The sequence below is a fragment of the Ruegeria sp. C6 genome, assembly GCF_056537625.1.
In genome coordinates, this window is record NZ_JBQFRW010000006.1 from 151,866 (window position 1) to 178,141 (window position 26,276).

The 26,276-nt window shown below is 58.4% G+C and carries 24 protein-coding genes and 1 tRNA gene; 11 read left to right on the forward strand and 14 right to left on the reverse strand.

Annotated features, from left to right (window positions below; translation table 11 throughout):
- Positions 1-8 precede the first annotated feature (8 nt).
- Genes nosZ through ACR0MJ_RS17765 form a run of 6 tightly spaced genes read left to right on the forward strand, consistent with a single transcriptional unit; the run spans position 9 to position 6,281 of the window.
- Positions 9-1,916 carry a TAT-dependent nitrous-oxide reductase gene (gene nosZ, locus ACR0MJ_RS17740; protein WP_170398107.1) on the forward strand — a complete coding sequence of 636 codons (1,908 nt, stop codon included), beginning with the start codon at positions 9-11 and terminating at the stop codon, positions 1,914-1,916.
- A 2-nt stretch (positions 1,917-1,918) separates the two neighbouring features.
- A complete protein-coding gene (locus tag ACR0MJ_RS17745) occupies positions 1,919-3,175 on the forward strand; it encodes a nitrous oxide reductase family maturation protein NosD (protein ID WP_480761989.1) in 1,257 nt (418 codons plus the stop codon).
- Positions 3,165-4,058: an ABC transporter ATP-binding protein gene (locus ACR0MJ_RS17750; protein ID WP_480761990.1), complete on the forward strand. Its 894-nt coding sequence runs from the start codon at positions 3,165-3,167 to the stop codon at positions 4,056-4,058. The genes ACR0MJ_RS17745 and ACR0MJ_RS17750 overlap by 11 nt, the downstream gene beginning before the upstream one ends.
- Positions 4,055-4,876, forward strand: a complete 822-nt coding sequence (locus tag ACR0MJ_RS17755; RefSeq protein WP_480761994.1) for an ABC transporter permease — start codon at positions 4,055-4,057, stop codon at positions 4,874-4,876. Before ACR0MJ_RS17750 ends, ACR0MJ_RS17755 begins: the two co-directional genes overlap by 4 nt.
- Positions 4,873-5,388: a nitrous oxide reductase accessory protein NosL gene (locus tag ACR0MJ_RS17760; RefSeq protein ID WP_480761998.1), complete on the forward strand. Its 516-nt coding sequence runs from the start codon at positions 4,873-4,875 to the stop codon at positions 5,386-5,388. Before ACR0MJ_RS17755 ends, ACR0MJ_RS17760 begins: the two co-directional genes overlap by 4 nt.
- Positions 5,385-6,281 (forward strand): FAD:protein FMN transferase, encoded by an 897-nt coding sequence (locus ACR0MJ_RS17765; protein WP_480762001.1) that lies wholly within the window; start codon positions 5,385-5,387, stop codon positions 6,279-6,281. The genes ACR0MJ_RS17760 and ACR0MJ_RS17765 overlap by 4 nt, the downstream gene beginning before the upstream one ends.
- Before the next feature lie 27 nt (positions 6,282-6,308).
- On the opposite strand, the gene ACR0MJ_RS17770 is transcribed toward ACR0MJ_RS17765, so the two are convergent.
- Positions 6,309-6,384: transfer RNA gene (locus tag ACR0MJ_RS17770), tRNA-Thr, on the reverse strand.
- Between the two features lie 127 nt (positions 6,385-6,511).
- On the opposite strand from ACR0MJ_RS17770, the gene ACR0MJ_RS17775 reads away from it, so the two are divergent.
- The 4 genes from ACR0MJ_RS17775 (at position 6,512) to ACR0MJ_RS17790 (ending at position 11,453) form a co-directional block, all read left to right on the forward strand.
- The gene (locus ACR0MJ_RS17775; protein ID WP_480762005.1) at positions 6,512-7,738 is read left to right on the forward strand and encodes a YcaO-like family protein; all 1,227 of its coding nucleotides are present in this window, start codon (positions 6,512-6,514) and stop codon (positions 7,736-7,738) included.
- Positions 7,735-9,072: a TfuA-like protein gene (locus ACR0MJ_RS17780; RefSeq protein ID WP_480762008.1), complete on the forward strand. Its 1,338-nt coding sequence runs from the start codon at positions 7,735-7,737 to the stop codon at positions 9,070-9,072. The genes ACR0MJ_RS17775 and ACR0MJ_RS17780 overlap by 4 nt, the downstream gene beginning before the upstream one ends.
- 12 nt (positions 9,073-9,084) lie before the next feature.
- Positions 9,085-10,395 carry a gluzincin family metallopeptidase gene (locus ACR0MJ_RS17785; protein ID WP_170397993.1) on the forward strand — a complete coding sequence of 437 codons (1,311 nt, stop codon included), beginning with the start codon at positions 9,085-9,087 and terminating at the stop codon, positions 10,393-10,395.
- A 137-nt stretch (positions 10,396-10,532) separates the two neighbouring features.
- On the forward strand, positions 10,533-11,453 hold the full coding sequence (locus tag ACR0MJ_RS17790) for a pentapeptide repeat-containing protein (protein WP_170397991.1): 921 nt from the start codon (positions 10,533-10,535) through the stop codon (positions 11,451-11,453).
- 101 nt (positions 11,454-11,554) lie between these two features.
- Here the strand turns inward: ACR0MJ_RS17790 and ACR0MJ_RS17795 are convergent, their stop codons facing one another.
- Entirely contained in the window at positions 11,555-12,319 is a 765-nt protein-coding gene (locus tag ACR0MJ_RS17795; RefSeq protein WP_170733793.1) for a nuclear transport factor 2 family protein, read from the reverse strand.
- A 181-nt stretch (positions 12,320-12,500) separates the two neighbouring features.
- On the opposite strand from ACR0MJ_RS17795, the gene ACR0MJ_RS17800 reads away from it, so the two are divergent.
- Positions 12,501-12,878 carry a winged helix-turn-helix transcriptional regulator gene (locus ACR0MJ_RS17800; protein WP_170397987.1) on the forward strand — a complete coding sequence of 126 codons (378 nt, stop codon included), beginning with the start codon at positions 12,501-12,503 and terminating at the stop codon, positions 12,876-12,878.
- A gap of 27 nt (positions 12,879-12,905) precedes the next feature.
- Here the strand turns inward: ACR0MJ_RS17800 and ACR0MJ_RS17805 are convergent, their stop codons facing one another.
- The 12 genes from ACR0MJ_RS17805 to ACR0MJ_RS17860 form a co-directional block, all read right to left on the reverse strand.
- The gene (locus tag ACR0MJ_RS17805) at positions 12,906-14,675 is read right to left on the reverse strand and encodes an adenylate/guanylate cyclase domain-containing protein (protein WP_480762010.1); all 1,770 of its coding nucleotides are present in this window, start codon (positions 14,673-14,675) and stop codon (positions 12,906-12,908) included.
- 78 nt (positions 14,676-14,753) lie between these two features.
- Complete coding sequence (locus ACR0MJ_RS17810; RefSeq protein WP_170397983.1) at positions 14,754-15,389, reverse strand: GNAT family N-acetyltransferase; 636 nt, start codon at positions 15,387-15,389, stop codon at positions 14,754-14,756.
- Between the two features lie 175 nt (positions 15,390-15,564).
- The gene (locus ACR0MJ_RS17815; protein WP_039542759.1) at positions 15,565-15,864 is read right to left on the reverse strand and encodes a lipid-A-disaccharide synthase N-terminal domain-containing protein; all 300 of its coding nucleotides are present in this window, start codon (positions 15,862-15,864) and stop codon (positions 15,565-15,567) included.
- Entirely contained in the window at positions 15,861-16,622 is a 762-nt protein-coding gene (locus ACR0MJ_RS17820; RefSeq protein WP_170407982.1) for a glycosyltransferase family 2 protein, read from the reverse strand. Before ACR0MJ_RS17820 ends, ACR0MJ_RS17815 begins: the two co-directional genes overlap by 4 nt.
- 141 nt (positions 16,623-16,763) lie before the next feature.
- On the reverse strand, positions 16,764-18,248 hold the full coding sequence (locus tag ACR0MJ_RS17825) for a glycosyltransferase family 39 protein (protein WP_170625381.1): 1,485 nt from the start codon (positions 18,246-18,248) through the stop codon (positions 16,764-16,766).
- Positions 18,249-18,386: 138 nt separating this feature from the next.
- Positions 18,387-19,376 carry a C45 family autoproteolytic acyltransferase/hydrolase gene (locus tag ACR0MJ_RS17830; RefSeq protein WP_170514267.1) on the reverse strand — a complete coding sequence of 330 codons (990 nt, stop codon included), beginning with the start codon at positions 19,374-19,376 and terminating at the stop codon, positions 18,387-18,389.
- Between the two features lie 8 nt (positions 19,377-19,384).
- Positions 19,385-20,833 carry a biotin carboxylase gene (locus ACR0MJ_RS17835; protein WP_170407976.1) on the reverse strand — a complete coding sequence of 483 codons (1,449 nt, stop codon included), beginning with the start codon at positions 20,831-20,833 and terminating at the stop codon, positions 19,385-19,387.
- A 22-nt stretch (positions 20,834-20,855) separates the two neighbouring features.
- Complete coding sequence (locus tag ACR0MJ_RS17840; RefSeq protein ID WP_480762014.1) at positions 20,856-23,588, reverse strand: aminotransferase class I/II-fold pyridoxal phosphate-dependent enzyme; 2,733 nt, start codon at positions 23,586-23,588, stop codon at positions 20,856-20,858.
- A 42-nt stretch (positions 23,589-23,630) separates the two neighbouring features.
- The gene (locus tag ACR0MJ_RS17845) at positions 23,631-24,599 is read right to left on the reverse strand and encodes a carbon-nitrogen hydrolase family protein (RefSeq protein WP_170425418.1); all 969 of its coding nucleotides are present in this window, start codon (positions 24,597-24,599) and stop codon (positions 23,631-23,633) included.
- A 130-nt stretch (positions 24,600-24,729) separates the two neighbouring features.
- Positions 24,730-25,080 carry a hypothetical protein gene (locus ACR0MJ_RS17850; protein ID WP_170397963.1) on the reverse strand — a complete coding sequence of 117 codons (351 nt, stop codon included), beginning with the start codon at positions 25,078-25,080 and terminating at the stop codon, positions 24,730-24,732.
- Complete coding sequence (locus tag ACR0MJ_RS17855) at positions 25,077-25,550, reverse strand: VOC family protein (protein ID WP_480762017.1); 474 nt, start codon at positions 25,548-25,550, stop codon at positions 25,077-25,079. Before ACR0MJ_RS17855 ends, ACR0MJ_RS17850 begins: the two co-directional genes overlap by 4 nt.
- Positions 25,551-25,687: 137 nt before the next feature.
- Positions 25,688-26,254: a cupin domain-containing protein gene (locus ACR0MJ_RS17860; protein ID WP_170425413.1), complete on the reverse strand. Its 567-nt coding sequence runs from the start codon at positions 26,252-26,254 to the stop codon at positions 25,688-25,690.
- Positions 26,255-26,276: the final 22 nt, after the last annotated feature.

The following is a 26,276-nucleotide window of genomic DNA, read 5'->3' on the forward strand; positions in this document are numbered from 1 at the left end:
GAACGATCATGTCGGAACACGATAAGAAACTGAATGTCACACGCCGCGGACTGCTGGGTGCCTCTGCAACCGGCGCCGTGTTGGCCGGAACCGGTCTGGGCAGCACCCTGATGACCGCGAAAGAGGCCAGCGCCGCCGCCAATGCCGCGCTGGAGCCCGGCGAGTTGGACGAATATTACGGCTTCTGGTCCTCGGGTCAGACCGGCGAGGTGCGTATCCTCGGCGTGCCGTCGATGCGCGAGTTGATGCGCATTCCGGTATTCAACCGCTGCTCGGCCACCGGCTGGGGCCAGACCAACGAGTCGCTGAAGATCCTGACCGAAGGGCTGCTGCCAGAGACCAAGCAGTACCTGGCCGCCAATGGCAAAGTCACCTACGACAATGGCGACCTGCACCACCCGCACATGTCCTTCACCGATGGCACCTATGATGGCCGCTATTTGTTCATGAATGACAAGGCCAACACACGCGTCGCGCGCATCCGCTGCGACGTGATGAAATGCGACAAGATCATCGAAATCCCGAACGCGCATGACATCCACGGTCTGCGTCCGCAGAAATACCCGCGCACCGGCTATATCTTCGCCAATGGCGAACACGAGGCACCGCTGGTCAATGATGGCGAGATCCTCGATGATCCGTCGCAATATGTGAACATCTTCACTGCCATCGACGGTGACACGATGGAGATCGCATGGCAGGTGATGGTGTCGGGCAACCTCGACAACACTGACTGCGACTATCAGGGCAAATACGCATTCTCGACCTCGTATAACTCGGAAATGGGTATGAACCTGGCCGAGATGACCGAGAATGAGCTGGACCACGTGGTCGTGTTCAACCTGAAAGGCATCGAAGACGCGATTGCTGCTGGCAACTATCAGGAGCTGAACGGCGTCAAGGTCGTGGACGGGCGCAAAGAGGCGGGCGGTAACCTGACCCGTTACATCCCGATCCCGAACTCGCCGCACGGAGTGAACGCAGCACCCGACAAGAAACACATCATGATCAACGGGAAACTGTCCCCGACCGTGTCGGTGATCGATGTGGAAAAGGTCGATGCGCTGTTTGCCGACAATGCCGATCCACGCTCGGCCATCGTGGCGGAACCGCAGCTGGGTCTTGGCCCGCTTCACACCGCGTTTGATGGCAAAGGCAACGCCTACACCACCCTGTTCCTGGACAGCCAGGTGGTGAAGTGGGATATCGCCAAGGCCATCGAAGCCTACGGTGGTGCGGATGTTGATCCAATCCTCGACAAAGTGGATGTGCATTATCAGCCGGGCCACAATTCGACCTCGATGGGCGAAACGGCTGAGGCTGATGGCAAGTGGCTGATTTCGATGAACAAGTTCTCGAAAGACCGCTTCCTGAACGTCGGGCCACTGAAGCCGGAAAACGAGCAGTTGATCGACATCTCGGGTGATAAGATGAAGGTGGTCCATGACGGGCCGACCTTTGCGGAACCGCATGACTCGATCCTCGTGCACCGGTCCAAGGTGAACCCGGTCAATGTCTGGGATCGCAACGACCCGATGTGGGAAGATGCCCGCAAACAGGCCGAGGCTGATGGTGTCGATCTGGAAGAGGGTGCCGAGGAGCCGATCCGCGATGGCAACAAGGTGCGGGTCTACATGACCTCGACCGCGCCGGTGTTCAGCCTTGAGAAGTTCACCGTCAAGCAGGGTGACGAGGTAACGTTGTATGTCACCAACCTGGATGACGTGGATGACGTGACCCACGGGTTGTGCCTGTCGAACTTCGGCATCGCGATGGAGGTTGCGCCGCAGGCCACCGCCTCGGTCACCTTCATTGCCGACCGTCCGGGCGTGCACTGGTTCTATTGCCAGTGGTTCTGCCACGCGCTGCACATGGAGATGCGCGGCCGGATGTTCGTTGAGCCGCGGAGCGCATAACCATGCGTTGGTCCCTGCTCATACCGCTCCTGCTCGGCTCGCCCCTTTGGGCGGCGGATTGGGATGTGCCCAACCGGGCAGGGGCCATCAACGAGATACTGGCGCAGGCGGCGGATGGGGATACCCTCCGCCTGAGCCCCGGCGTTTACACAGAAACGCTGGTTCTGGACCGGCCCGTCACGATTGACGGGCTGGGACAGGCCACCATCGACGGACAAGGCGAAGGCAGCGTCATCACCGTGACCGGGCCGGGTGTGACCGTGCGCGGTCTGACGGTGATCGGATCGGGCTCGGACCATGACGGGATCGACAGCGGCATCCAGTTGACCAAGACGGCCCATGCGCCGGTGGTCGAAGACAATGTGCTGCTGGGCAATCTCTATGGCATCGACATCCATGGGGCCAAGGACAGTATCGTCCGGCGAAACCGGATTGAAGGGCGGCAAGACCAGCGCATGAACGAGCGTGGCAATGGCGTCTATGTCTGGAACGCGCCGGGTGCGGTGGTTGAGGACAACGATATCCGCTATGGCCGCGACGGAATCTTTGTAAACTCGTCGAAGAAGAACACCTTCACCGGCAACCTGTTTCGCGATCTGCGTTTTGCCGTGCATTACATGTATGCCGACAATTCGGTGGTCAGCGACAACGTCTCGATCGGCAATGATCTGGGCTACGCGGTGATGTTCACGACCAATGTGACCGTGGCCGATAACGTCTCTATCGGCGACCGCGAACATGGCGTCATGCTGAACTACGCCAACAAAAGCACCATCACCGGAAACGTTGTGAAAGGTGCGAAAGAGAAATGCACCTTCCTCTATAACTCGAACAAGAACGAGTTCACTGATAACTGGTTAGAGGGGTGCGGCATCGGCATCCACTTTACCGCCGGCAGCGAGCGCAACCGCATCGTTGGCAATTCATTCATCGGGAACCGGACGCAGGTGAAATACGTCTCGACCAAATGGGTCGAGTGGTCCGAAGACGGGCGCGGCAACTACTGGTCCGATTTCGCCGCTTATGATGTGGATGGCAACGGCATTGCCGATGCCCCCTATCGCCCCAATGACAGTATGGACCATGTGCTGTGGACCCAACCCTCAGCCAAACTGTTGCTCGGCTCCCCTGCCGTGCAGCTGGTGCGCTGGTCGCAATCGGCCTTCCCGGCGCTGTTGCCGGGCGGCGTGATGGACAGCAACCCATTGATGCAAGCCCCTGAACCCCCAGCTATGAAAAAGGTGCCTCATGACGGATAAGGCCCTGTCAATCGACCATGTTCTCAAGGACCGTGGAAAAACCCGCGTTCTTGACGATATCACCTTGTCTCTTGCCCCTGGTCAGCGCGTTGCGCTGCTGGGCCATAACGGCGCAGGCAAGTCGACCCTAATCAAATCCATCCTCGGCCTGACGCCGATCCATGGCGGAGCCATTCGGATCGGGATCGCCACCCCCGGTAGTGCTCAGGCGCGTCGCGAGACGGCCTATCTGCCCGAAGCGGTGTCGTTTCATCCCGCGCTAACCGGGCGTGAGCAGTTGACCCTGTTTGCGCACCTTTCGGGTGCAAAAGCCGACGTGCCCGGCCTGTTGGAGCGCGTTGGTCTCAGCGACGCATTGGACCGTCGGATCGGCACCTATTCCAAAGGCATGCGGCAACGTTTGGGTCTGGCGCAGGTGCTGCTGGGTCAGCCGAAAGTGGCCTTGCTGGATGAGCCGACAAGCGGGTTGGACCCGATTTCTCGGCAGGACCTGTACGCCATCATCGACGAACTGGCTGCCCAAGGCACCGCCGTTCTGATTGCCTCGCACGCGCTGACCGAGGTCGAGGCGCGCACCGACCGGATCGCCATCATGCGCAAGGGTCGGATGGTCGCCGATGACACTCTGAACAACCTCTCGGCTCTGGCCGGTCTGCCGATCCGCTTGAAAGTACGTGCCAGCGCCAATCCGGATGTGCTGGCCGCTGAACTGGGCGGCAACCGGATCAACGGAGCATCAGTTGAATTGCTCTGCGCACCCGAAGACAAGATGGAGGCGCTGCGCCGGATCGCCGGATTGGGCGACGCTGTGGCGGATGTGGAAATCACCCCGCCCAAGCTGGAAGACCTCTATCGCCACTACGCACAGGAGGATTTGCAATGACCCGCTTCCTCGCCATCACCCGCACAGAAATGCTGATCCTGCGTCGCAACCGCTGGCTGCTGGTCGCAACACTGATCATGGTTCTGTTCGCCTTGGCGCTGACCTTTGCGGGCAGCGCACCAACCGGCACGTTGGGAGTCGACATGCTGACCGTCTCGGTGGCCTCGATGACCACGCTTTCGGTCTATCTTGCACCGCTGCTGGCGCTGATGATCGCCTTTGACGCCATCGCGGGCGACGTGGATCGCGGTAGCCTGTCACTGCTGCTGTCTTACCCGGCAGGGCGCGGAGAAATCCTGTTGGGCAAGTTCACCGCCCACCTGGCCGCGCTGGCCTTTGCCATGACCATCGGTTTCGGCACCGCTGGCGCGGTGGCCGCCTTCTTTGGCGGCGCGGGGCCAGAAAGCCTGTTGGCTCTGGTCCGCCTGATCCTCACATCAATCCTGCTGGGCGCCGTCTTTCTGGCGCTTGGATACCTGCTGTCCGCCCTGGCAAAGGGGGCCACGGCGGCGGCAGGTTTGTCGGCCGGGCTCTGGCTGGTTTTTGTCGTCCTCTATGATCTGGGCCTGTTGGGGGCCGTCGTCATGGACAAGGGCGGCACCTTCACCCAATCCGTCTTTCCATGGGTGATGGTGGCCAACCCGGCCGACGCATTCCGTTTGTGGAACATCGCCGCAACCGAGGGCGTTGCCATGGCCTCCGGCATGACCGGAGCCGCGCAGGCCCTGCCGGTCTGGGCCGCGCCCGCCTCGCTGCTGATCTGGCCGGTGCTGGGCTTTGCCCTTGCGCGTCTCGCATTTCGGAGAGTTGAGCCATGAGATACCTTGCCCTGATCGCTCTGGTCGCGTTGACGGCCTGCAAAGAAGAGGTGGCCGAGGCCCCCGACCCGGTTGATCTCACCCCGGATGCGCTGAGTTATTTCTGCCAGATGAACATCGCGGAACATGGCGGGCCCAAAGGGCAGATCCATCTGGAAGGCTATCCCGCGCCTTTGTTCTTTGCGCAGGTGCGCGACATGCTGGCCTATCTGAAAAGCCCCGAACGTGACGCCAAGATCACCGCTGCCTATGTCAGTGACATGAGCGTCGCGCCCAGCTGGCGGCAACCGGGGATTTCCAACTGGATCGCAGCCGATGGTGCGACCTTTGTCGTCGGCGCCGATGTGGCCGGTGGCATGGGTGCGCGAGAAGTCGTGCCCTTTGGCGACCACGCTGCGGCAGAGGCGTTCATTGCCGAATATGGCGGCGCCGCCCTGCCACTGTCTGATATTCCCGATGCCGAAGTGCTGGGCCCCGTCGATTTGAACCTCGCGCTGGAGACGCCCGCATGACCATTCTGACCCGCCGCCGTTTCCTGGCCATCTCAGCCGCCTGCGCCGCCGTACCCGCTGCTGCTGGCAACGTCGCCCAATGGCGCGGTATCGCGCTGGGCGCACCCGCCAGCCTGAGGCTGGAAGGCTCGACGGACGCACAGGCCGCGCCGATCTTTGCTGCGGTCGAAGCAGAGCTGAATCGGCTGGAGGATATATTTAGTCTCTACCGGACGCACTCGCAGATCAGTCAGCTTAACCGGATCGGCCACCTGGTCACCCCGGCGCCTGAGCTGCTGGAGGTGCTGAGCCTGTGTTCCACGCTTCACGACGCTTCGGGCGGGGTGTTTGATCCGACGATCCAGCCTCTGTGGCTAGCGCTCGCCAGTGGCGCGGCGGGGTCGCAAGTGGAACACGCGCGCCAGACGATTGGTTGGGACAAGGTTCACGTAAGCGCCGGTGAGATCCGCCTGCCGCAACCCGGACGCTCGGCGATTACCCTGAACGGGATTGCTCAAGGTGCGATCACTGACCGGATTGCCGCTTTGATGCGATCCTTCGATCTGCGCGATGTGCTGGTGGATATGGGCGAGGTCGCCGCCCTTGGCCAGCGGAGCAATGGCGAGCCGTGGCGCGTCGGGCTGGCCAAGCCCGACGGTGCTGTCGCCAAACGGATCACACTGCAGAACCGCGCCGTCGCAACCTCGGCCCCCGAAGGCACCATGCTGCAGGGCGATCAGGGGCATATCCTGAACCCGAAAGGGTTGGGTGCGACCTATCAGGCTGTATCAATCTCAGCCCCGCAGGCAGCATTGGCAGACGGGCTCTCAACCGCCCTATGCCTGACCCCACGTGCCAAAACAAACGCGATGGTATCGCGGTTTCTGGGCGCGCGTATCGAGCTGAGTATCTGAGCGCGGGTAAGACTTTTCGCAAGAGGATGGTGCCTCAAGAGGGACTCGAACCCCCGACCTTGTCCTTACGAAGGACCTGCTCTACCAGCTGAGCTATTGAGGCGATGCGGAAGCTCGTTTAACGGCAGCGCGCGGGTCATGCAAGCGTGGATTGCCGGGCCGGTGCGCGGTTGACCACTACGCATTCATCCCGCATCCTGACGCCAACATGATCCGCCCGGCGGGTTACGATGGTTTATCAGATATTTGGCAAGGTCATTTGGATGTCCGGGAATTCGCAGAAGTCTTATGTGCTAGACACCCACCGGCTGCGCGACCCGGAAGAGACCCTGGCCATCGTCAAACCATTCCTCAAGCAGATGGGCATAACCCGGATCGCCAACCTGACGGGACTGGACCGGGTTGGATTGCCGACAGTGATGGTGACGCGGCCAAACTCGCGCTCGGTCGCGGTGTCGCTGGGCAAGGGGCTGTCGCTGAGCGCAGCCCGGGCTTCGGGCGTGATGGAAGCGATTGAATCCTGGCACGCAGAGCGGATCGAACTGCCGCTACGGCTGTCCAGCTTTGCTGATCTGGCGGTGGAGTATGTGGTCGATGCCGACCGTCTGCCCAGCGTCACCGGCGGGCAGTTCGACCCTCATCAGGCGATACTGTGGGTGCTGGGGCGCGATCTGCCCTCGGGCCAGCCCTGCTGGGTGCCGTATGAGATGGTGGACACCGATTATACCACCTCGCCCGTGGCTGGGCAGCGGGCGTTTCCGCGAACGACAAACGGGCTGGCGTCCGGTAACAACGTGACCGAAGCCAGTTGCCACGCGATGTGCGAGTTGATCGAGCGTGACGCCACAACGCTGTGGCACCATCAGGGCGCAACCCCGCGTGTTAATCCCAGTACAGTGGACGACCCGCGTTGCCTTCAGGCGATGGAACAGATTTCTGCGGCGGGGCTTGATTTGGGAATCTGGGACACGACCTCGGACATCGGCATCGCCAGCTTTCGCTGCGCGATATGTGAGGGCGGAGGCACCACGGGCCATATCGGCATCGGCGACGGCTGCCACCCGGATCGCGCCATTGCCCTACTGCGGGCGCTGACCGAAGCGGCGCAAACACGGTTGACCTATATCTCAGGGGCGCGGGATGATCTGGACCCGGAAGAGTTCTCAGACACTGCCCGGAACTGGCGCAGCGGATACATCCGCGAACTGATCGATGGCTCGGCGCCTATCGGTGATTTCACCGAATGCCCAACCTACGTGACCGGATCTTTCACGGATGACCTGTCTTTGTTGCTGGCGCGCCTGTCCGAGGCAGGCATAGATCAGGTGGTCACTGTTGATCTGTCGCGACCCGAAATTGACATCGCAGTGGTGCGCGCGGTGATACCGGGCTTGGAAGCGCCCCATGACGATCCCGACTTTGTCGCAGGCCCCCGTGCGCGAGCGGTGATGTCATGAGTGTGGTTGTTTTTGTCGGGCCGACGCTACGGGCCGAAGCCGTGCGCGAACATCTGAACGCCACTATCCTACCCCCGGTTCAGCAGGGCGATGTGTATCGGGCAGTGCGGGAAAAGCCGCGTGCCATCGGGATTATAGACGGGTATTTCGACGGGGTGCCCTCGGTCTGGCACAAGGAAATCCTGTGGGCCTTGGAGCAAGGTGTACCAGTCTTTGGCAGTGCCAGCATGGGTGCACTGCGCGCGGCAGAGCTGGCGGATTTCGGGATGATCGGCATCGGGCAGATATTCGAGGACTACCTGAGCGGCACAATCGAGGATGACGACGAAGTGGCAGTGCTGCACGGCCCTGCCGAGCTTGGCTTTCCACCGCTGAGCGAGCCTATGGTCTCGATCCGCGCCACCATTGCGCAAGCCAAGACAGCGGGTGTGTTGTCGTCAGAGACGGGCGACGCGTTGCAGCAAAAGGCGAAAGACTTGCACTACCGTGACCGGGTTTGGGATCGCATCCTTGAGGGCACTTCTGACCCGCAACCCTTTCTACGATGGTTACCCGAGGGGCAGGTGGATGCGAAAGGGGATGACGCCCGCGCGATGCTGGCTGAGATGGCCCGCTATCTGAATGCCGGAACGGATGCGGCGGGCGCACATCGCACCGAACGGACGCTGGTCTGGCGTGACCTCTGCGCCCGTGTGGATGGGGAAGCCGCACAACAGGATAGCGAGGCGCGGGCGTTGGTGGATGAGCTGCGGCTTGATCCGGTTCTCTACGCGCATCTGCGTGATCGCGCAGCGTTAGGCTTGCTGTCCAAGGACGAGACCCGCCGACAGGGGTTGGACCCGGATAAAGACGCCGTGGTCAAGCAGATGACCGAACATCGGCTGGAGGCCCGGCTACCCCGCCACGCGGATTTGCTCGAATGGCTGGAAGAAAATGACCTGACCCTTGCGCAGTACGAGGCGATGCTGGCCGACAAATCCCGTGTCGATATCGCAATCCAAACGCTGGCCGAGACAATGGATGCCGCGCTGCTGGCCGAGCTTAGACGTTCGGGCGACTACAGCGCGTTGCGTGACCGGGCGCAGCGCAAAGCGGCGCTGTTGCCGGATCAAAGCGACGCTGCAACCCGGACGCGCGCCTTGATCTGGTATTTTGAAACGCGTCTTGACCAGAGGGTGCCGGATGATCTTGACTCCTACGCGATCGGGCTTGGCCTTGAGGGGCGCGATGCCTTGGTTGATTTGATTGCCGCAGAGTTCATGTTTTGCCAAGCTGGTGGCGATCCGGTTGACCAAGAGCCCGAATTGGCAGCCGGTCTGCACGCCGGCGGATAACGGGAGGGAAAATTGGCAATCTGGCCCGACTATTCAGAGAATGACCCCCCCGGCACGCGGTTCTTACTATATCCGCAATCGCCCTTTTTAGAGCCGAATTCCAAGCCCGAACTGGTCGAAATATCGGCCCCGCAAGGGACCATAGGCCCAGGCCCATCGGGCCCCCGCATGTATGCGATGTACCCGGTTGACAAAACGACCCCCTATGGCGCGATGATCGAGGGTGAAGACGGCCCCGAGATGTATCTGCCCGCATGGGACGGCTATATCCTGCCGCCGCCCGAGCCCGATGAGTTTGGCAATTTCATCCATATCGATCCCGAGGACCCGGCCTTTGAAGCCGCCCATCTGTTCGGAGCGGCCCATTTCACCATGGATGTGTGGGAGGGCTATTTTAACCGCCCGATCCCCTGGCATTTCGCGCGTGATTTCGAGCGGCTTGAGCTATCGTTGCTACCAAGTCTAGATAACGCGCATATCGGTTGGGGATTTCTGGAAACCGGTGGCACTCGCGATATCGGTGACGAATACCGCCCCTACAGCCTGAACTTCGATGTGGTCGCGCATGAGATCGGTCATGCCATCATCTACAGCGTGGTCGGCATGCCATCCGAAGAGGACGCGACCGGCGAATATTACGGGTTCCATGAATCGGCGGCCGATATGGTGGCGCTGTTGGCGTCGCTGCATTTCGGCTCGGTCGTGGATGAATTGCTGAAAAACACGCGCGGCAACCTTTATACCTATAACCGGCTGAGCCGCTTTGCCGAGCTGTCGCAGAACTCGCAAATTCGGATCGCCGCCAATGACCGGACGCTTTCTGAATTCTCGCATGGATGGTCCAGCGAACACGCCCTGTCGGAACCACTGACCGGAGCGATGTTCGATATTCTGGTCGATATCTACCACGAACGACTGGTAGCACATGACGTGATCGACCCGGAGATGGAGGAGCTCTCGGACGAGTTGGAAGGGACCGACGAATACAATGCGATCATGCAGGACCTGTTCGACGAACATTACGCAGCCGACCCCGAAGGCTTTCGGGTTGCCCTGATCGAAGCGCGTGATTTGCTGGGGTCCTATCTTGCAGATGCGTGGGAGAAATTGGACCCCGATATGCTGAGCTACTTCGGCGTTGAACGCGCCTTGGTCATGGTCGATCACGAGGTAACCGGCGGCGCATTCCGGCAGATTATCGAAGGCAATTTCCGCATGCGCCACATCGGATTGACAGCGCCCGGCCCCCGTTTGACCAAGCCCGACGGCACGAGCCATGCCGCGTCGGTTCGTACGCTGTCACCCGAGGTGAATGAACCTTAAAGTCTTTGTTTTTCCCCCGCTATTGTGGCAGGTTACGCGCACGGGGTGATAATAGTGACATTCAACGCGCACTGAATGCGCAAACCGGGACAGGCGAGGCAATCGGCAGCGTCGACCCCCGATAGGGAGAAAGTGATATGTCTGAGTCCTTACTCAGTTTTTCCGAGGTATTACTGTTTGGGCGAGAGTTAAGTGATTTAAAACTGAAACAACGCTCGGTCCGGTTGGCCGAAGAGGTTGAGGAAGACTACGACTTCAGTAAGAAATTCACCAAAATCGACGGCGTACATGTCCGGGAAGACGATCGTGTTCTGGTCCAGGTCGGGGATGCGGCAAACGAAAAGTCCGGCATCTACAAGGTCATCAAGGACGGCGATAAGTTCAAGTTCGACAAGCGGAAGAAGGTTCCGCACGACTCGTTTGTCTATATACGCCGCGGACGTCAGTTCAAACATACCCACTGGCAGCAGATCGCGAACCGTCACTCGGAGCAGCTGTTCATCGAACAGGATGGCCGCCGGAGGGGTCGCGGCGTCAATAATTTCATCGGGGACCAGTTCGGAGGCGATGCACGACTGGCCCGGATTTACGGCTTCGCCTATGACGGCACCTATTACGAGATGCCGGAACCCACGATCTTTCTGGTGCATGGCGAAGGCGAGAGCGCGACGGGTGGCAACCTGCCCCATGGCTTCAAGCTGCAGACCAGCAATGACGCTAACGCGCCGGACACCACGCAACAGGCCGCACGCGCGCCGATGAACCCCTCGGTTTCGGGCGTCGCGGCAGCGGATTACCAGATGGCCAATGATATTCGCGTCTGGAACTACGATCAGGCCGATTACACCATCCGCATGGATATCGCAGCCGGTCAGATCGAAGACGTGCTGCTGGACGTCTATTTTGAGTATGACGCACCGATGATGTCCGGAGCCAAGGTCTCGGGCGCCAAGGTGAGCGGGGCCAAGGTCTCGGGCGCCAAGGTCAGCGGGGCCAAGGTGTCCGGTGCTAAGGTGTCAGGTGCCAAAGTCAGCGGCGCAAAGGCACGTGGTGAATAGGAAGGTTGAAATGATCCTGACCGATTGACGTTTGGTTTTATTCCAACGTCTGCTTTGGGTTGGCGGGCCATTTATGCCTGACCCGCCATCCCTTTCGAAGATCAGAACTTGCCGTTTTCGTGCGCCATTTCGGCTGGCGTAGGCGAAACGACGTCCCAATGTTCAACGATCTTTCCATCTTCGACGCGCCATAGGTCGAAGAAGGCCCAAGGGTTCCCGCTGACGGTGGCATCTGAGGCGACAAAGACAAAGTTGCCTTCGGCCACCACAATCTGCGGCTCGAATTTGGTGATCACATTCCCCTGCTCTGCCCAGGCTTTGGTGCCCTCGATCAGGCCATCGATCCCATCGGCAAGCATTGGATTGTGCTGCATATAGACCTCGGAATACATCGGAGCTTTCTCGGGCGCGGCACCGCCCAGAACGTCACGCACAAACCCCAGAACCAGCGCCTTGTTTTCTTCTGTTTTCTCAAGATCGGTGATCTCGGTCGGCCCATCTGTCATGCCACGGCCCGACACTGTTGTTTCAGGAACGGGCTGCAAATTGTCCCAATGTTCAGCAACTTTGCCATTCTCGACGCGGAATATGTCAAAGGCGGCGAGGGTCGGTGCACCAAAAGCGTCCGCGTTGTCGAACGTGCTGTGCAATACAACCATATCGCCCTCGGTGATGACCCGGTGGGTAGTTGCAGTCATCCCGGATTGTTCGACCAAAGGGATCAGGCCGGCCAGGCCTTCGGCTCCGGTCGGGACTTGCGGGTTGTGCTGAATATAGTCCGGGGTAACGAGCTGTAGCGCAGCTTGCGGGTCATGTTCAGCAAAGGCAGCCGTAAAAAGTGCGATTACAAGTTCTTTGGGGGACATGTTGATTTCCTGTGATTCGTATCTACTGGATACGTGGTAGCAAATCCATACTACATTTCAATTACGTACTTTAAAATGACCTGGTATGCTTGAGGCTACTGCCTGAATTTTCAGGGAGTTGTACCGAAGCTAAGGTGACGCTATTGTGCGATTAAGTTTCGAAACAATACCAGAGACTGAGATGCTACCAATTGGTGTTGCCAACAAGGCAGAAGCTTCCAACTGCTCAATCCGTTCCGTACTGTCCAATGTGACGGGCAAATGGCGGATGATCATCATCCTTGCGCTGGAGGATGAGCCGAAACGCTTTGGCGATCTCAAGCGCTGTATCGGAGACATCACACAAAGTGTGTTGACCGAAAACCTGCGCGGGTTGCAACGTGATGGTTATTTGACCCGCACCGTCGATCCCGGACCGCCAGTGGCAGTGTCTTATGAATTGACACCTTTGGGCAGAAGCTTGCTTGAAATGCTGAAACCGCTCGTCTTCTGGTCGCATGAACAAATGGATGAAGTCAGGCGACTACGCATGCAGTTCGACCGCGAACAGGCGAGTTGATTTTTATAGGCGAGATCGGGCAGCAGCTCAGAACCCGGCCTTTTTGAGCCCCTCGACAAAATGCTGCGTGTCGTCGGACAGGCGGTCCGGCTGAACCTTGGCCCAGCGCGATAGTGAGAAATTGGGATGCGCTGCGCGGTGTTTGTCGGCGATCTGGCGGGCCATTTCCAGCTCGCCCTTATGGGCATAGCTGGCAGCCAGCACGCGCTGCCCCTCGGTCGGGTTGTTCATCTTGTTCACGCATGAGATCACGTCGTCATAGCGTTTGAGATTGTAATAGGCCCCGCCCAGATGCCACAGGTACTGATCGGGGAAATAGGGGTTCAGGCGCATCGCCTGCTGCAGATGTTTGATGGCGGTTTCGTTGTCGCCCCAATGGGCCAGCGCATCGGCGTAGTCCGAATGCATGTCCGCATCGTTGGGGTTAAGCTGCAGGGCGCGTTTGTAGGATTCGATCGCCGAGTCATGCTCTTTACGATAAAGCTGCACATAGCCCAGCTCTCCAAACCCGCGCGCGTCTGTGGGGTCAAGCTCCACCGCACGCTGAGCCAGCGACAGCGCCTTGTCCAGCGCGCTGTTTGGGTCTTCGGTCCAGGAATAGCGCCAATCGATGTTGAGCGTGCGTGACAGGGCTGCTGCAGCCCGAGCATAGCCGCCGTCGCGCTCAAGCGCGGATTCGTAGCAATGCTGCGCCTTGCGGTTGTCGTTGCGGGTGTATTTGAAAATATGGTGCTGCCCCTGCAGAACCGAACCATAAGCCCGCAGGTCTGACGGGATTGCCTGCACCATGCGCAGCTTTTCATGCGACTCGATCATGACTGCGGTGGCGGCAACGATGCACTCGGTCACCTCATCCAGGATGTCGAAGATATCATCGAGCTTACGGTCGAACCGTTCACCCCAGATGGTGCGTTCGGTGTTGGCGTCGATTAGCTCGGCCGTGATCCGGATACGACTGGACGAGCGGCGCACACTGCCGCGCGCGATATAGCGCACGTTCAGACGCCGAGCGGCCTCTTGCGGCGACATCGACTGGGTCTTGAAGAAGAACGAGGAATTCCGGGCAATGATGAACAGGTTCCGGAATTTGGACAGGTTCATGATGATGTCGTCGGTCAGCCCTTCGGCGACCCAGCTGTCATCTTCATCCCCGCCTTGGCTGATAAAGGGCAGCACCGCAACCGACGGGTTATCGGGCCTTTCAAGCACTTCCAGCTGCATCTCAGGACGTAGGGTTGCGGCCATTGTTGCACCCTCGACCTCGGTTCGGACACAATAGGTCGCGACCGGAGACATGATGTTCTTGAGCTGCTTGGGACCGAGGAATTCATAGCCATAGCGCAGGCGGTTACGGATCTGTTCATAGACGGCTGCGCTGACATAAACCCGTTCTGGCTCGGCAATCTCCTGCAGGCGGGCAGCGATATTGACGTTGTCACCATGGATGCCGCGTTCGTCCATCAGAACTTCGCCCATGTGAACGCCAGCGCGAAATTTGATGTTGTGCTCGTCATCCCGCGCCTGATTATGTTCCGCAGCGATCCGATGCAGTTCGATGCTGAACTCTACTGCACTGGTCGCCGTGTCGAATAAGGCAAGGATGCCGTCACCGCGCACTTCGATGATTTTGCCCTGATACTTTGAGCAAGCCGATTCAAGCTGCGAAAGCAAAGACTTCAACGCGTTATACGTATCCATCTCGTTCTCGCTCATCAGGCGGGAATAGCCGACAACGTCGGCAAAAAGCACCGCGCCTAGTTTCTGTTTTATTGATGCGTCCGAACCGGTCGTGTTCACTGGCAATACTCAATTGTGTTGTCATGTCGAATCCGACAGGACTGTTTTAGCAAAAAATGACTCAGAATACGTAACATTTTAGGTATCTGCACCGGAATCGGGGGGCCAAGACCACCCAGAGGCATCAAAACTGACCACTGTTTGGGTGCCTAACTCCTGCGCGAGCACCTCTCGACGCGCGATCCAGTCCTGCTGCAACATGCCGACGACAACCATGTCATGGAACTGCCCATCCGCGAACCAGGCTTGACGCATCGTGCCCTCGATCTCGCAGCCGATTCGCTGGATCAGATCGCGGCTGCTGTGATTGTCGGCCCGGTAATACGAAGTGATACGGTTCAGCCCCAATTGCCGGAATGCGAAATCCAGCATCAGCGCAACCGAACGCACCGCCACGCCATGTCGACGGATGGATTTGTCGACAAAAACCGGAACCACCGCATCCCTGTTGACGCTGGAAATTGCTTCAAGCCCGGTCATCCCCACCAGATCACCACTGTCAGATTCGATAGCGAACCAGCATTTGCAGCAGTCCTTTGAGGCGTTTATCGCGTCTTCCCAATATTGCTCGGTCTGTACCAGGTTCTGCGGAATGCGCGACGTACGGTCGAACAGTGCCAGGTCATGGATATCCTGAAACCAGCGCGCAACTGTTCCCAGATCCGCCTTTTCCAAAGGGCGCAATCTGAACAACCGGGGTGAGCTATCGGGCAAGAGAAAATATCCTCCGAGTACAATTCTGAAAATCTATTCGCAGGATACTAGCACGAAAGTTTCAGAAACAATAAGAGGTTGTTCACACAACGCAGCCGTAGGCCGCTAGCCGCTGAACGGGTGCAGCCGACAAACTTGTAATGGGTGGCAGGTCGTAAAGAAGCGTTACAATCAATCAGCGGTTTTCAGCGCGAATAAGGAAGATGTTGCGCAGGTAGATGGACAGGCCCATCGACTGACCCAGAATAAAGACCGGGTCACGGCGATAGATCGCATAGCTCAGCAGGATAAGCCCGCCGCCGATCGAAAGGTACCAGAACGCCATCGGGATGACGGATTTCTTGGCGCGCTCGGACGTGATCCATTGCACGATAAACCGGGCGCTGAACATCAGCTGACCGGCCAGACCGATAAAGACCCAGAGCGCCTCGGTCGGGCTGTCGACGTGCAGGATTTCCAGAATGGTTTCTTTCATGACCGGGACGCCTCGGTTGCGGAAACGGATTTGGCGCGGCGGGTCAGCCAGACGACGCCGAACAGATCCCAGATGCCGACCATGGCCCGCCCGAAATTGGTGTATTTGGATTCGCCCGACAAACGCTGCTGATGCGCCACATCCACCAGTGCGATATTCCAGCCATAAGCCTTGAACAGAGCGGGCAGATAACGGTGCATATGATTGAAAAAGGGCAGATCAAGGAAAGCCTGCCGTCGGAACGCCTTGAAACCGCAGCCGGTGTCACGTGTGCCGTCTTTCAGCATCCAGCCCCGCAGTGCATTGGCAAAGCGCGAGGCAAGCTTCTTTGACGCAGTGTCTTGTCGGCCAACCCGTTGCCCCGCCACCAGGCCAATCGAGGCATCACCACCCGACACCAGCGGCGCCCAAATCTTTGGCAGTTCTTCCGGCGGGTTCTGTCCGTCGCCATCCAGCGTACAGCAGATATCCGCGCGTGCTTCCTTGACGCCGGAATGCACGGCAGCACTTTGGCCACCGGCCGTTTTGTGCTGCAGGATGCGCAGTTGCGGACAGTCTTTCTGCATCTGTTGCAGCGCCGCAAAAGTGCCATCGGTCGATCCATCATCAACCGCGACAATCTCGAACGCGGGCAATTCGGTCGCAGCAGTGCAGATGCCCTGGATAAGACCAGGAACAGCCCCCTGTTCGTTATGCATGGGAATCACGATCGACACAGTGGGTCGATTGTCAGCGTTGGCATCATGATCAGCATGCATAGTGGATAGCTTTACTTGTTTCAGTCTCAGGGCTTTTGCGGGATCAACGGCGAAAATTCAAGTGGCCACCGCATCGCAGGCCAACATCTGCGCAACTTGTTGGGGCATTGTTCAGCGATGGGGCGGATTGCACCGTGTCTCCTATTCAGGGGCGGGCGTGACACCGGTTGCTGACCAATAGACCAAACCGTCAACCGCAGTTGGCTGCGTCTCGAGCCCGATCAGGTCAGGTGCCAGCTCAGACAACTCACCCTCCGAACAGAGCCCTCGCAGCGGGCCGGTGGTATAGCCGAACCTGTCGAGGTATTTGTGCAGCTCCAGCCGTCTGAGATAGACAAAGCGCCTACCGTTGGAAGCAAAGACCGATGCGGCCCCGGGTGGTACGCGCAACTTGCGGTCATAGGCGCAGAGCAGCAGGGTTTCATCCGGCTGCAGCATTGCACCCAAAGGGGTCAAAATCTCGGCCTCGGGCACGCCCAAGCGTACGCGGCCCTTGCCCAGATCGGTGGCATCGCGGTCATAGAACAGGCCGCCTGCAACAAAGACCAGACCCAGCGCGGCCACCATCCCGGCCCAGCGCAGGCGCTTGACCGAAAACAACAAACCGGTTGCCGCGACCATCAGCATCGGCAGGATCAGCAGGGTGTAGCGTGCATAAACCTTGCCGGCTGCGGCCCACATCATGATAACGAAGAACGCGGCTATACCTGTTGCAGCAAGAAGTCTGGGCCGCTTTTGCAGAAATGGCAGAGCGCAGATGCCGACAAAACCCAGCAGCCGCAACCACGGCTCGCCCGCGATGATCAGATCATAGAGTTTCCCGAAGCCGCGATCGCTGAGCGAAGGGCGAAAACGATCCAGCATCTCGCCTTTGATGTTGCCATCCAGCGAGTCGCCAAAGAGGAACCGAAGCTCTTGCAGGATCGGCCAGGCGAAGGCCAGCGGGATCGCAATCTTGAGTGTCCGGCGAAACGTTCTGTTCTGCCAGATCTCGCTGAACGGTTCCGTCTGCCATCTGTTGGTCAACTTCAGCGTCAGTAGTGCCAGCGCTAGAAAGGCCAGCGGGGTTGGGCTTTTCTGCAAGGCGGCCAACACCAGAGTTGCGCCGAAATAAGGCCAGTATTTCGGCTTTTCCAACGCTGCCAACAGGGCTGCAATTCCAAGGGTCGAAAAGAAAACCGCACCGGTATCAAGCATCGCGGATGTGGCGTGTTGCCAGAACTGAAGCGACGTGGCCACCAGCAGGACCGAAGGCAGCATGGCCCAGGGGCTGTCCGGGATCATCACCCGCGCCAGTACGGCCGTTGCCATCAGCGCGCCCAGCGCAAAGATCATCGACGGCAGGCGCAAGGCCAGAATATCAGATACGCCAAACTCCATCAGCAGTGCAGACATCCAATACTGCATGGGCGGTTTTTTTAGGCTAGGTTCGTTGTTGGAATAAACCGCCAGCCAGTCCCCATTGCGCGCAAAGCCTGTACTGCGGTCATAAGTGTAGAATTCATCGTAGTGATAGATGTTCCCAACACCCAGATCAGTCAGATACCAGGACCAGACCAGGACCATCACCAATGCGGTGACGAAGTAAGGAAGCAATCTTAGCCAATTTGGGGAGGTACCGGTCATGCTTTCCGTGGTCCTATCGCGTCATAGAAATATGTGGTGTTGATCCCGCCGGGCCTTGTTTGAAACTGCCGCGCGTCGCGCTCCCATTATTGCGTCGCCCGTCCAAGAGCAAGAAGTTTAGAAGGGCGACCGCGCTTGTCAGACTGCAGGCTCGGCCTCGTCGGGCAACATCAGGCTCAGCTCACCCTCTTTGAAGCCATCGAAGGACAAGTCCCAGCTGGCACCGGGCCAAAGCAGTTGCAACTGCTTCTTCGCAGGCCGATAGACCGCAGTATAGAGCGTGCCGAAACCTGATCTGAAAGCCGTTGAATAAAGCGGCGGACGCAGGAACGCATCGATAAACCGCTTCTCGCTTTCCGGGTGCTGGTTGAGACGGTTGAGCAAGAACCTTTCGCGTTCCACGGTGGCCGTAAAGCGCGCATGGGTGGACCATTCGACATGGCCCTGATGGTTTGTCGCCACTGGTTGGTCCGAGATTTGCGGGTGCCGGTCCGGGGCAAGATACACCGTGCTGTGATTGTGTTTCGCATCCAGAACGGTGACGTTATAGCTCATATGACAAGGGATGCGGCACAGGCAGTCAACCGCTTGCGCAGTGGTCTCGCAGGTTTGAAGGACATAGCGCAGGATCAGCGGCACGCCAAAGCCGTCGCCGACCTCGCGCCGCCCGCCAAAGGTGAGCGAGACCGTCAGACCGGCATCGTTGATGCCATCAAGCAGACCCAGAACGCCGTCGCTCATCCCGATGATCCCGCGCCCGCCCCATTGGGTTTTCAGCAGAGCAGCGTCAAAGGTTTTTGGATGGTAGTCGTAATTGCGCACCAGAAACGGTGTCTTGCCACGCCAAATCGCCTGGCTGCAGCCCGAAAGATATTTCGGCGGGCAGTAAAAGCTGAGAAACCGTGCCTGGCTGTCGCTGCCGCCGACCAGTTCGACGATCTCTTCGTACAGCGGCAGAATCTCGGGCATGTGTTTTTGCAGGGCGCGTAGACATTCGCGATAGGTGGGGCGGGCCGAATACCCCTCTTGCGCCCACCATTTGCGGTAGGCGGGCCAGTATTCGGCAAACAGCCCGGCCAGCTTGGGACCGGGCTGCGCTTCGTCAATTGAGCGAAAAACAAGCGCCATGGGGCTTTCTACATGATTTTGAAGGCGGGGTCTTCCATCGGTTGTGCGGCGGGCAGCGGTTCAGCCGTATAAGCCGAAGTGATCCCATGAATCCACTTCTTCGATTTGTCTGTCAGTTTGAAGCCCTTGGTCATCGACCGCCCGCGAGTCACGAGGATACCCAGATCAGCACCCTCATAGCGGTAATCACCGACATTCGAGATACGCAGGAAGAACGCTTCGTTCTCGCCCACCGCGCGGCGGTGATAGTCGAAGCGGTCGAACACGACGCGGCCATCTTCCAGCATCTTGTAGATGCCCGACTGTGGGGCCTGCGTGATCCGGTCGACACTGTCATCGGTGTGTTTGATTACCATTTGCGACCAGCTGTCGATCATGTCCGGATCCGCCCAGCGGGCATTCAGTTCCTCGACATCCAGCTCGAAGGGCTTCTTTGAAAACTCAAGCAGGTGGAACAGAAACAGCGGCGCATCGGCGTGTGCAAAGGCCGCGTGGTTGGTCATCGAACTGGCGCCAGTGATGCGGGGGTTCAGTTCACCCAGCCACAGCTCATCGGTTTTCTTGTCAATCAGAAAGTCGAGTTCGAAATAGCCGCGATAGCCGGATTTCCGCAGTTCTTCACCGAACTGGAACGTCAGCTGCCGGGCCTGTTCGCGGGCCTTAGGTGGGAAAGCGGTCGAGAAAATCTCATTCCCGCACCAGCCGCCGCGATAAGGCGTGAGTTCCTTGAAGCCCACAAGCTCAGTCATCAGCGGGCCAACGATGGTACCCTCCGAGGTCGCGCAAGCCTCGATCGCCGCCCCGCGGCAATCGATCCGCTTCATGATCTTGATCTCACCTTCGCCGATGATCTCGTCTTTGTGCTTGTTGAAATCAGCTTCGGACTTGATGAAGAACGTCGTATGGCCGCTGTCGCCAAAGGCGGATTGTAGCACCAGATCATTCCCCAATCCGGCCTTTTCGCAGATCTTTTTCAGGTGATCATAGCTTTTGACAACGCTCAGCGTGTTGGGCACCGAAGGCACACCCGCCTTATTGCCGATACGGACAGTTTCGATCTTGTTGTCACATTTGGTGCGCAGCTTGGCTTTGGGGAACCACAGCTGACCGCCCAGCTCCTTGACCAGCTTCTCGGTCGTCTCGTCGAACATCAGGAAGACAAACTTGGGCTTTCCACCACGCCGCTTGACCAGGTCGATGACCTCTTTGTGCTGCAGCAGATAATTGTTGATGTCTTCGATGGACTGAAACTCATCATGCGGCATTTCCGAAGGCACAAACACGTTCGGATGTCGCCCGTCAAAGCAATCCATGTAGCAGATATAGGTGAAGTTCATCACCCATTCATCCAGTCCCAACAGATTGAAATTGGTCGCCGATACAAAATAGATCGGGTCCTTGTTGGTATGGAAATACCGGCGGATTTCCGAGATGTTTTTCAGCACCTTCTTTGGCATGATTGTTGTCCTCCCTGACCCCTTAGGGGTTCTTTACTGACTTCAAAGCGTCTTCGGTAAAAATGCGCAGGCCCAGATCGGCACGGAACCCATGGATTTCCGAGACGTCCAGTTCCTGCATGAATTTGAGAATTTCAGGGCTGATCACCTGCCCCGGTACCAAAATGGGAAAGCCCGGCGGATAGGGGATCACGAAGGTGGCCGAGACCATCTCTTCCCCGGCTTCGAGCCGTTCCAACATCTCCTTGTCGGGCTCGACGTAGTCGCAATTGTCTTCGTCATAGGACAGAAAAAACGCCGTACGGATGTCACCGGCTTCGGTACCTGCTTCACAGCGGAACGCATCGTGGAACCGACTAAAATCGGGCAGAGGTGGGACGTGTTCGCTCAGATTCCTGACGCGCTTTTCAAAGGCCCGTTTTTCCATCTTCGAGGCATCGTCCATCAGATCGTCGAGTTCCTTGGCGATCTCGACCAGAACCTCGATCAGATAAGCGACCGAGCTGCGTGTGGTGCCGATATTGGTCATGAACAACACGGTATTGCGCGAGGTCTTGTTGATCTGGATGCCGTATTTATCCATCAGGATCTTGGTCTTGAACGTATCGCCGTCCCAGCCCGTGGCGCCCACATGCAGCGTGATGCGGGTGGCATCCAGAACAAACTCGTCTTTGGCCCAGCAATCCCAAACATCGGCCCATCCCTGATCGGGATCGAAATAGCTGGTCATGCCGCTTTCGCGATATTGCTCGGGGATCATGTCGCCCGCCGTGACCAGCTTGAAATACTTTCTGAGCAGCGGATGGGTCGTCACGGCCCGGCGGATTGCCATCGCGCTTTCGACCTGCCGCTGGACGAACTCGTACCCTTCGATCTCGACTTGTCTGCGCCCAACATCCAAAGAGGCGATGATCTGGTAATTGGGAGAGGTCGAGGTGTGGGTCATATAGGCCTCGTGAAACGCCTCTTCGACCGCACCTTTGAACTGCTGGTCATTGACGTGGATCATCGAACCCTGCCGCAGCGCAGTTAGCGTTTTATGCGTTGATTGTGTGGCATAGACCCTAACACGCGCATCGGGCGGAGCGATCAGGCGGGTGTTCAGAAGGGTCTCATCATCCGTGCCCTTCAGTTCCTCCTGCTGTTTGGCATAAGCCTCGGCATGTTCTGGGGTGCGGAATTGTTCGCGCAGGATATTGGCCGATCGCATCGCGGTACGTACGCGCGAATTCGGGGCAAAGCGCGCGTAACCGAACCACGCCTCATCCCATAGGAACACAAGGTCCTTTTTGATCGCCAGACATTCCTGCATCACCCGCTGCACGTTGTAGACGATGCCGTCGAATGTGCAGTTGGTCAGCAGAACCATACGAACCTGATCCAGCTTGCCTTCGGCCTTCAGGGTCAAAAGCTTGTGCTTGATCTCTCGGATCGGCACCGCGCCGTACATCGAGTAATCGTGCAGCGGATAGCTGTCCATATAGACCACGCTCGCCCCCGCCAGCACCATGCCGTAGTGGTGCGATTTGTGGCAATCGCGGTCGATCAGCACGATATCTCCGGGCCGTACCAGTGCTTGCACAACGATTTTGTTGCAGGTCGAGGTGCCGTTAGTCGCAAAAAACGTCTGTTTAGAGCCGAATGCGCGTGCGGCAGCCTCCTGCGCCTCTTTTATCGGACCTTTGGGTTCCAGCAGAGAATCCAGCCCGCCCGAGGTGGCCGAAGTTTCCGCCATGAAGATATTTGATCCGTAGAACGCCCCCATGTCCTGAATCCAGTGGCTGCGACTAATCGATTTACCCCGGCTGATCGGCATCGCGTGGAACACGCCCGTGGGCTGTTTTGAGTATTCCTTGAGCGCCGTGAAGAACGGCGTCTTATAGCGCCGCTGCACCCCGCGCAGGATGTTCAGGTGCAATTCCAGAAAGTCTTCCTGATTGTAGAAGACCCGCCGGCACAGGCCCAGATCGAGACCGGCGATATCTTCCGCCGAACGGTCGGTGATTAGATAAGCGTCCAGCTCGGGGCGCAGCATGCCGATCCGGCGGCAGGTTTCTGGTCCGTATTCCGAGGGTGACAGCGCATCAAGATCGGCGCCCTCGCCATAGAGGCTGATATAGCGGCCCAAAACATTGGTTTCGTTCTTGGACTTCAGGCTAAGGCCCGGACGAACGATGACCGCCTGTACATTCTGGTTGAACAGAACCCCGATCAGCGCATCCTCGACACTGGGAACGACAACGGTTTCATAGATAAACGGATCTTCGCTGCGGCGCATCCGTTGCAGGCTGGTTTGCAGGAACCGTTCCTGATGTTCGTTGACCTTGTCAACGATCATCACCTCGAAATATGGGCGGCCCAGCGCGCGGGCTTCATGGCTTTGAGTGGACTCGTCCTCGAACTCATCAACCTCGGTCTCATCCGCGATCAGCGGGATCGAGCGGCGACGATATGCCCCTGAGGTCAGCGCCCGCGACACCCGGCGCACAGCGGTTGAGAAATCGCCAAAGTTTCCATGGTCCAGCAAACGACGCAGATAGTCGAACGCCGATCCGCCCGGAAAAGCGAAATACACCTCGATCGGAGCCAGCGCCTGCAGCAACTGCCGTGCCCGGTCCCGATCTTTTTCGTTACCGCCCTGATCCAGGGACTCGGCCGTTTCCCGCAGCGCGCTCCACCGGTCTGCCCTCAATTGCGAGGCGCTGTAGTAGTCCGAGATGGTGTGGAGCTTTTCGCTATCGGAAATGCCGTGCATGAAATTTTTCCTTTCTGCCGATACCGAAAAGCTGGGCCGGTATCAGTCTGTGCCAGAGCGCCCTTTGTAGAGATACAGATTGTCGGGCTTGGTCGCGGCGTCTTCAGTATATCCCAGCGCCGTTCTGGGGTCGGATGCAGCGACGCCCGCAACGTCGCCTTTCTGCGGAATGCGCAGCGGGCCGAGCGTGTGCAGATAGGCATCCGCCCCGCTGGAACGGTCATAGACCGGGAACTCCGCCTCGCGGTCGCGGAAGCTTTTGAGAACCTGCCCCAGACCTTTCAGTCCGACCTCGCGTTGGCGGCGGACCTGATCAAGATCGATCTCGATAGGGAAGATATCCTCCTGTCCCGCAGACTGGTGCAGCACGGTGGCCGAGGGATCAACGACCAGTGAGCGGCCCACGCCCCCGGCGGCCAGCCCGTTCACGTCAAACACATAGCATTGGAACTGCGCAGCGGTCGCCTTGGCGATCGACAGCTCGGCCTCGCGGTCGGTTGTGCCGGTCAGAACCGGGTGCAGCAGAACCTCGACCCCTTGGCTGGTCAGGTGGCGGGTGGTTTCGGGGAACCAGATGTCGTAGCAGATCGACAGGCCAAACCGGCCCACATCCGGCACATCAAAGATGCAGAATTCGGTACCCGAGGCGATGTTCTGTTCATAAGGTTTGAACGGGAACATCTTGGAGTATTTTGAGACGATCTCACCTTCGGGGTTGATCACCACCGAGGTGTTGAAAATCCGTCCATCTTCGTGCTTTTCGAACATCGAACCGGGGATCAGCCAGATCCCATAACGCCGAGCGGCATCCTGAAAGCGCGACAGGTCGTCATTGGGAAAGGGCTGGGCAAACCGGTCGAGCGGACCATGAGGCGCCAGTTCGCTGAACAGGGCCATCTGGGTCCAAGGGAACCGCGCCATCATAATGTCGATCCGGTGCAGCATCGCGTCGACATTCGACTGCAACGCACCGACATGCATCTGGATTCCGGTTATCGCAAAAGGGGTCATTTTTCGTTTCTTCTCATTTTCTTGCCGATTGCGACCGCCGATTTGATCCGGCGTTCTTCATCGGAACATAAAACCGTGTGGTCACGCAAGCCTGCTGTCCACAGGCTATGGTTTTCCGAGGCGACTGCCCTCATACTGCGGCTTCCTCGGCGGTATCTTCTGCCTGCGGTTCCACAAAATCGATGTCGTTGCGAACCCAGAAGAACCGGAATCCGCAACTGCGCAGCCATTTCTCGAGCCGATCAAGGCTGGACCACTCCCGCCGCAGCCCGCGCGTGGATTCGACCAGCGCCCATTGGCCATCGACCAGAAAGTATACAGTCCAGGTATTGGGATGCGCCGAGTGGTTGGCAAAGCCGCCGCTGATCACCTCACGCGCCGTGCGAACGGCGACCGGATAGTCGCCGATGCGACCCTCAGCCGCGAGAATGGCCAGATCGTTTTGACGGATCGTGAATGTGGGAAGGGGGGCGTCGTTCATGCAGCCTCGATCTGCGCCGCGTCCAGCAGCGCTTTGCGCCGTTCACTGATATCCGCTGGCTTCAGGTTTTCGACGCGGGTCGCCAACGTCCAGACATGACCGAACGGATCGGCAATCGTGGCGCAGCGTTCACCCCAATAGGTGTCCGCCGCCTCAGCGATCAGGCTGGCACCGCTTTCCAACGCGGCTGCAAGGGCAGTGTCCACATCTTCGACATACATATGATGCCCAATCGGAGTGACTGTGCCCGGAATGGCGGGGCCGTGCGCACCCCATCCGGCGGTGACAAACAGCATCGAGTTGCCGATCTTGATCGAGGCAAAGCCGGGGGCCTCATCCGCGTCATAGGCCTGTATCTTCGCTTCAAAGGCGCTTTCGTAGAAAGTTAGCGCGGCATCGACGTCGGCGACGGCAAGCGATGCGGTGCAGGTGCGATAGCCACGTGGCAGAGTGGCAGGTTTCTTTTTCATTCCGGTACTCTCTGAATTGGACGGCGGACACCCTGGATTATCTGCAGGAATTTCCCGCACTATGCATCATACTGTGGATCAAACCAGGAGATACTGCAACACTATGATGCATAGTGCTGAAATTTCTGCCGTGATGCTTAGAATGTAGGCGGAGTACAGGCGCTGATGACCCGGCAAACTTCGGGGCCGACCTGCCTGAACCGGTGCGGGGTGCGACTGTCGAAATAATAAGCATCGCCTGGTCCCAGTACTTTGCGCTTATCACCCACGGTCACCTCCACCCGACCCGAAATGACAATACCGCCCTCTTCCGCCTCATGCCCGTACATCACGCGACCGGTGTCAGCCCCTAGCTCATAAGTTTCCTGCAAGATCATCATCGCGCGACCATGCAGGTTTGATCCTACCTGCCGCAGAGACAGCCCACCCTTTCCGATCTCAGTAAGTTCTTCTGAGGCGTAAAACACGGTCTGCTCAGGTTCGATTTCGAAGGAAAAGAAATCGGACATGCCAATCGGTATGCCTTGCAGAATACGCCGTAACGCACCAACCGATGGATTCATCTTGCCCGACTCGATCAGTGAGATGGTTGAGTTCGGCACATCCGACTTCTTGGCCAGCGCCCGCTGAGATAAGCCTGCACGCTCTCGCAAGGTTCGCAGGCGCAATCCGAGGGTCAAATCCTCTTGGCTGGTGTTCTTCATGTTCAGTATCCGCAACACTTGA

What these genes read in the sequence shown, in the direction of transcription:
- nosZ (WP_170398107.1), top strand. Translation starts at nt 9, where the DNA reads ATGTCGGAACACGATAAGAAACTGAATGTCACACGCCGCGGACTGCTG.
- ACR0MJ_RS17745 (WP_480761989.1), top strand. Translation starts at nt 1,919, where the DNA reads ATGCGTTGGTCCCTGCTCATACCGCTCCTGCTCGGCTCGCCCCTTTGG.
- ACR0MJ_RS17750 (WP_480761990.1), top strand. Translation starts at nt 3,165, where the DNA reads ATGACGGATAAGGCCCTGTCAATCGACCATGTTCTCAAGGACCGTGGA.
- ACR0MJ_RS17755 (WP_480761994.1), top strand. Translation starts at nt 4,055, where the DNA reads ATGACCCGCTTCCTCGCCATCACCCGCACAGAAATGCTGATCCTGCGT.
- ACR0MJ_RS17760 (WP_480761998.1), top strand. Translation starts at nt 4,873, where the DNA reads ATGAGATACCTTGCCCTGATCGCTCTGGTCGCGTTGACGGCCTGCAAA.
- ACR0MJ_RS17765 (WP_480762001.1), top strand. Translation starts at nt 5,385, where the DNA reads ATGACCATTCTGACCCGCCGCCGTTTCCTGGCCATCTCAGCCGCCTGC.
- ACR0MJ_RS17775 (WP_480762005.1), top strand. Translation starts at nt 6,512, where the DNA reads ATGGTTTATCAGATATTTGGCAAGGTCATTTGGATGTCCGGGAATTCG.
- ACR0MJ_RS17780 (WP_480762008.1), top strand. Translation starts at nt 7,735, where the DNA reads ATGAGTGTGGTTGTTTTTGTCGGGCCGACGCTACGGGCCGAAGCCGTG.
- ACR0MJ_RS17790 (WP_170397991.1), top strand. Translation starts at nt 10,533, where the DNA reads ATGTCTGAGTCCTTACTCAGTTTTTCCGAGGTATTACTGTTTGGGCGA.
- ACR0MJ_RS17795 (WP_170733793.1), bottom strand. Translation starts at nt 12,319, where the DNA reads ATGTCCCCCAAAGAACTTGTAATCGCACTTTTTACGGCTGCCTTTGCT.
- ACR0MJ_RS17800 (WP_170397987.1), top strand. Translation starts at nt 12,501, where the DNA reads ATGCTACCAATTGGTGTTGCCAACAAGGCAGAAGCTTCCAACTGCTCA.
- ACR0MJ_RS17815 (WP_039542759.1), bottom strand. Translation starts at nt 15,864, where the DNA reads ATGAAAGAAACCATTCTGGAAATCCTGCACGTCGACAGCCCGACCGAG.
- ACR0MJ_RS17820 (WP_170407982.1), bottom strand. Translation starts at nt 16,622, where the DNA reads ATGCATGCTGATCATGATGCCAACGCTGACAATCGACCCACTGTGTCG.
- ACR0MJ_RS17825 (WP_170625381.1), bottom strand. Translation starts at nt 18,248, where the DNA reads ATGACCGGTACCTCCCCAAATTGGCTAAGATTGCTTCCTTACTTCGTC.
- ACR0MJ_RS17830 (WP_170514267.1), bottom strand. Translation starts at nt 19,376, where the DNA reads ATGGCGCTTGTTTTTCGCTCAATTGACGAAGCGCAGCCCGGTCCCAAG.
- ACR0MJ_RS17835 (WP_170407976.1), bottom strand. Translation starts at nt 20,833, where the DNA reads ATGCCAAAGAAGGTGCTGAAAAACATCTCGGAAATCCGCCGGTATTTC.
- ACR0MJ_RS17840 (WP_480762014.1), bottom strand. Translation starts at nt 23,588, where the DNA reads ATGCACGGCATTTCCGATAGCGAAAAGCTCCACACCATCTCGGACTAC.
- ACR0MJ_RS17845 (WP_170425418.1), bottom strand. Translation starts at nt 24,599, where the DNA reads ATGACCCCTTTTGCGATAACCGGAATCCAGATGCATGTCGGTGCGTTG.
- ACR0MJ_RS17850 (WP_170397963.1), bottom strand. Translation starts at nt 25,080, where the DNA reads ATGAACGACGCCCCCCTTCCCACATTCACGATCCGTCAAAACGATCTG.
- ACR0MJ_RS17855 (WP_480762017.1), bottom strand. Translation starts at nt 25,550, where the DNA reads ATGAAAAAGAAACCTGCCACTCTGCCACGTGGCTATCGCACCTGCACC.
- ACR0MJ_RS17860 (WP_170425413.1), bottom strand. Translation starts at nt 26,254, where the DNA reads ATGAAGAACACCAGCCAAGAGGATTTGACCCTCGGATTGCGCCTGCGA.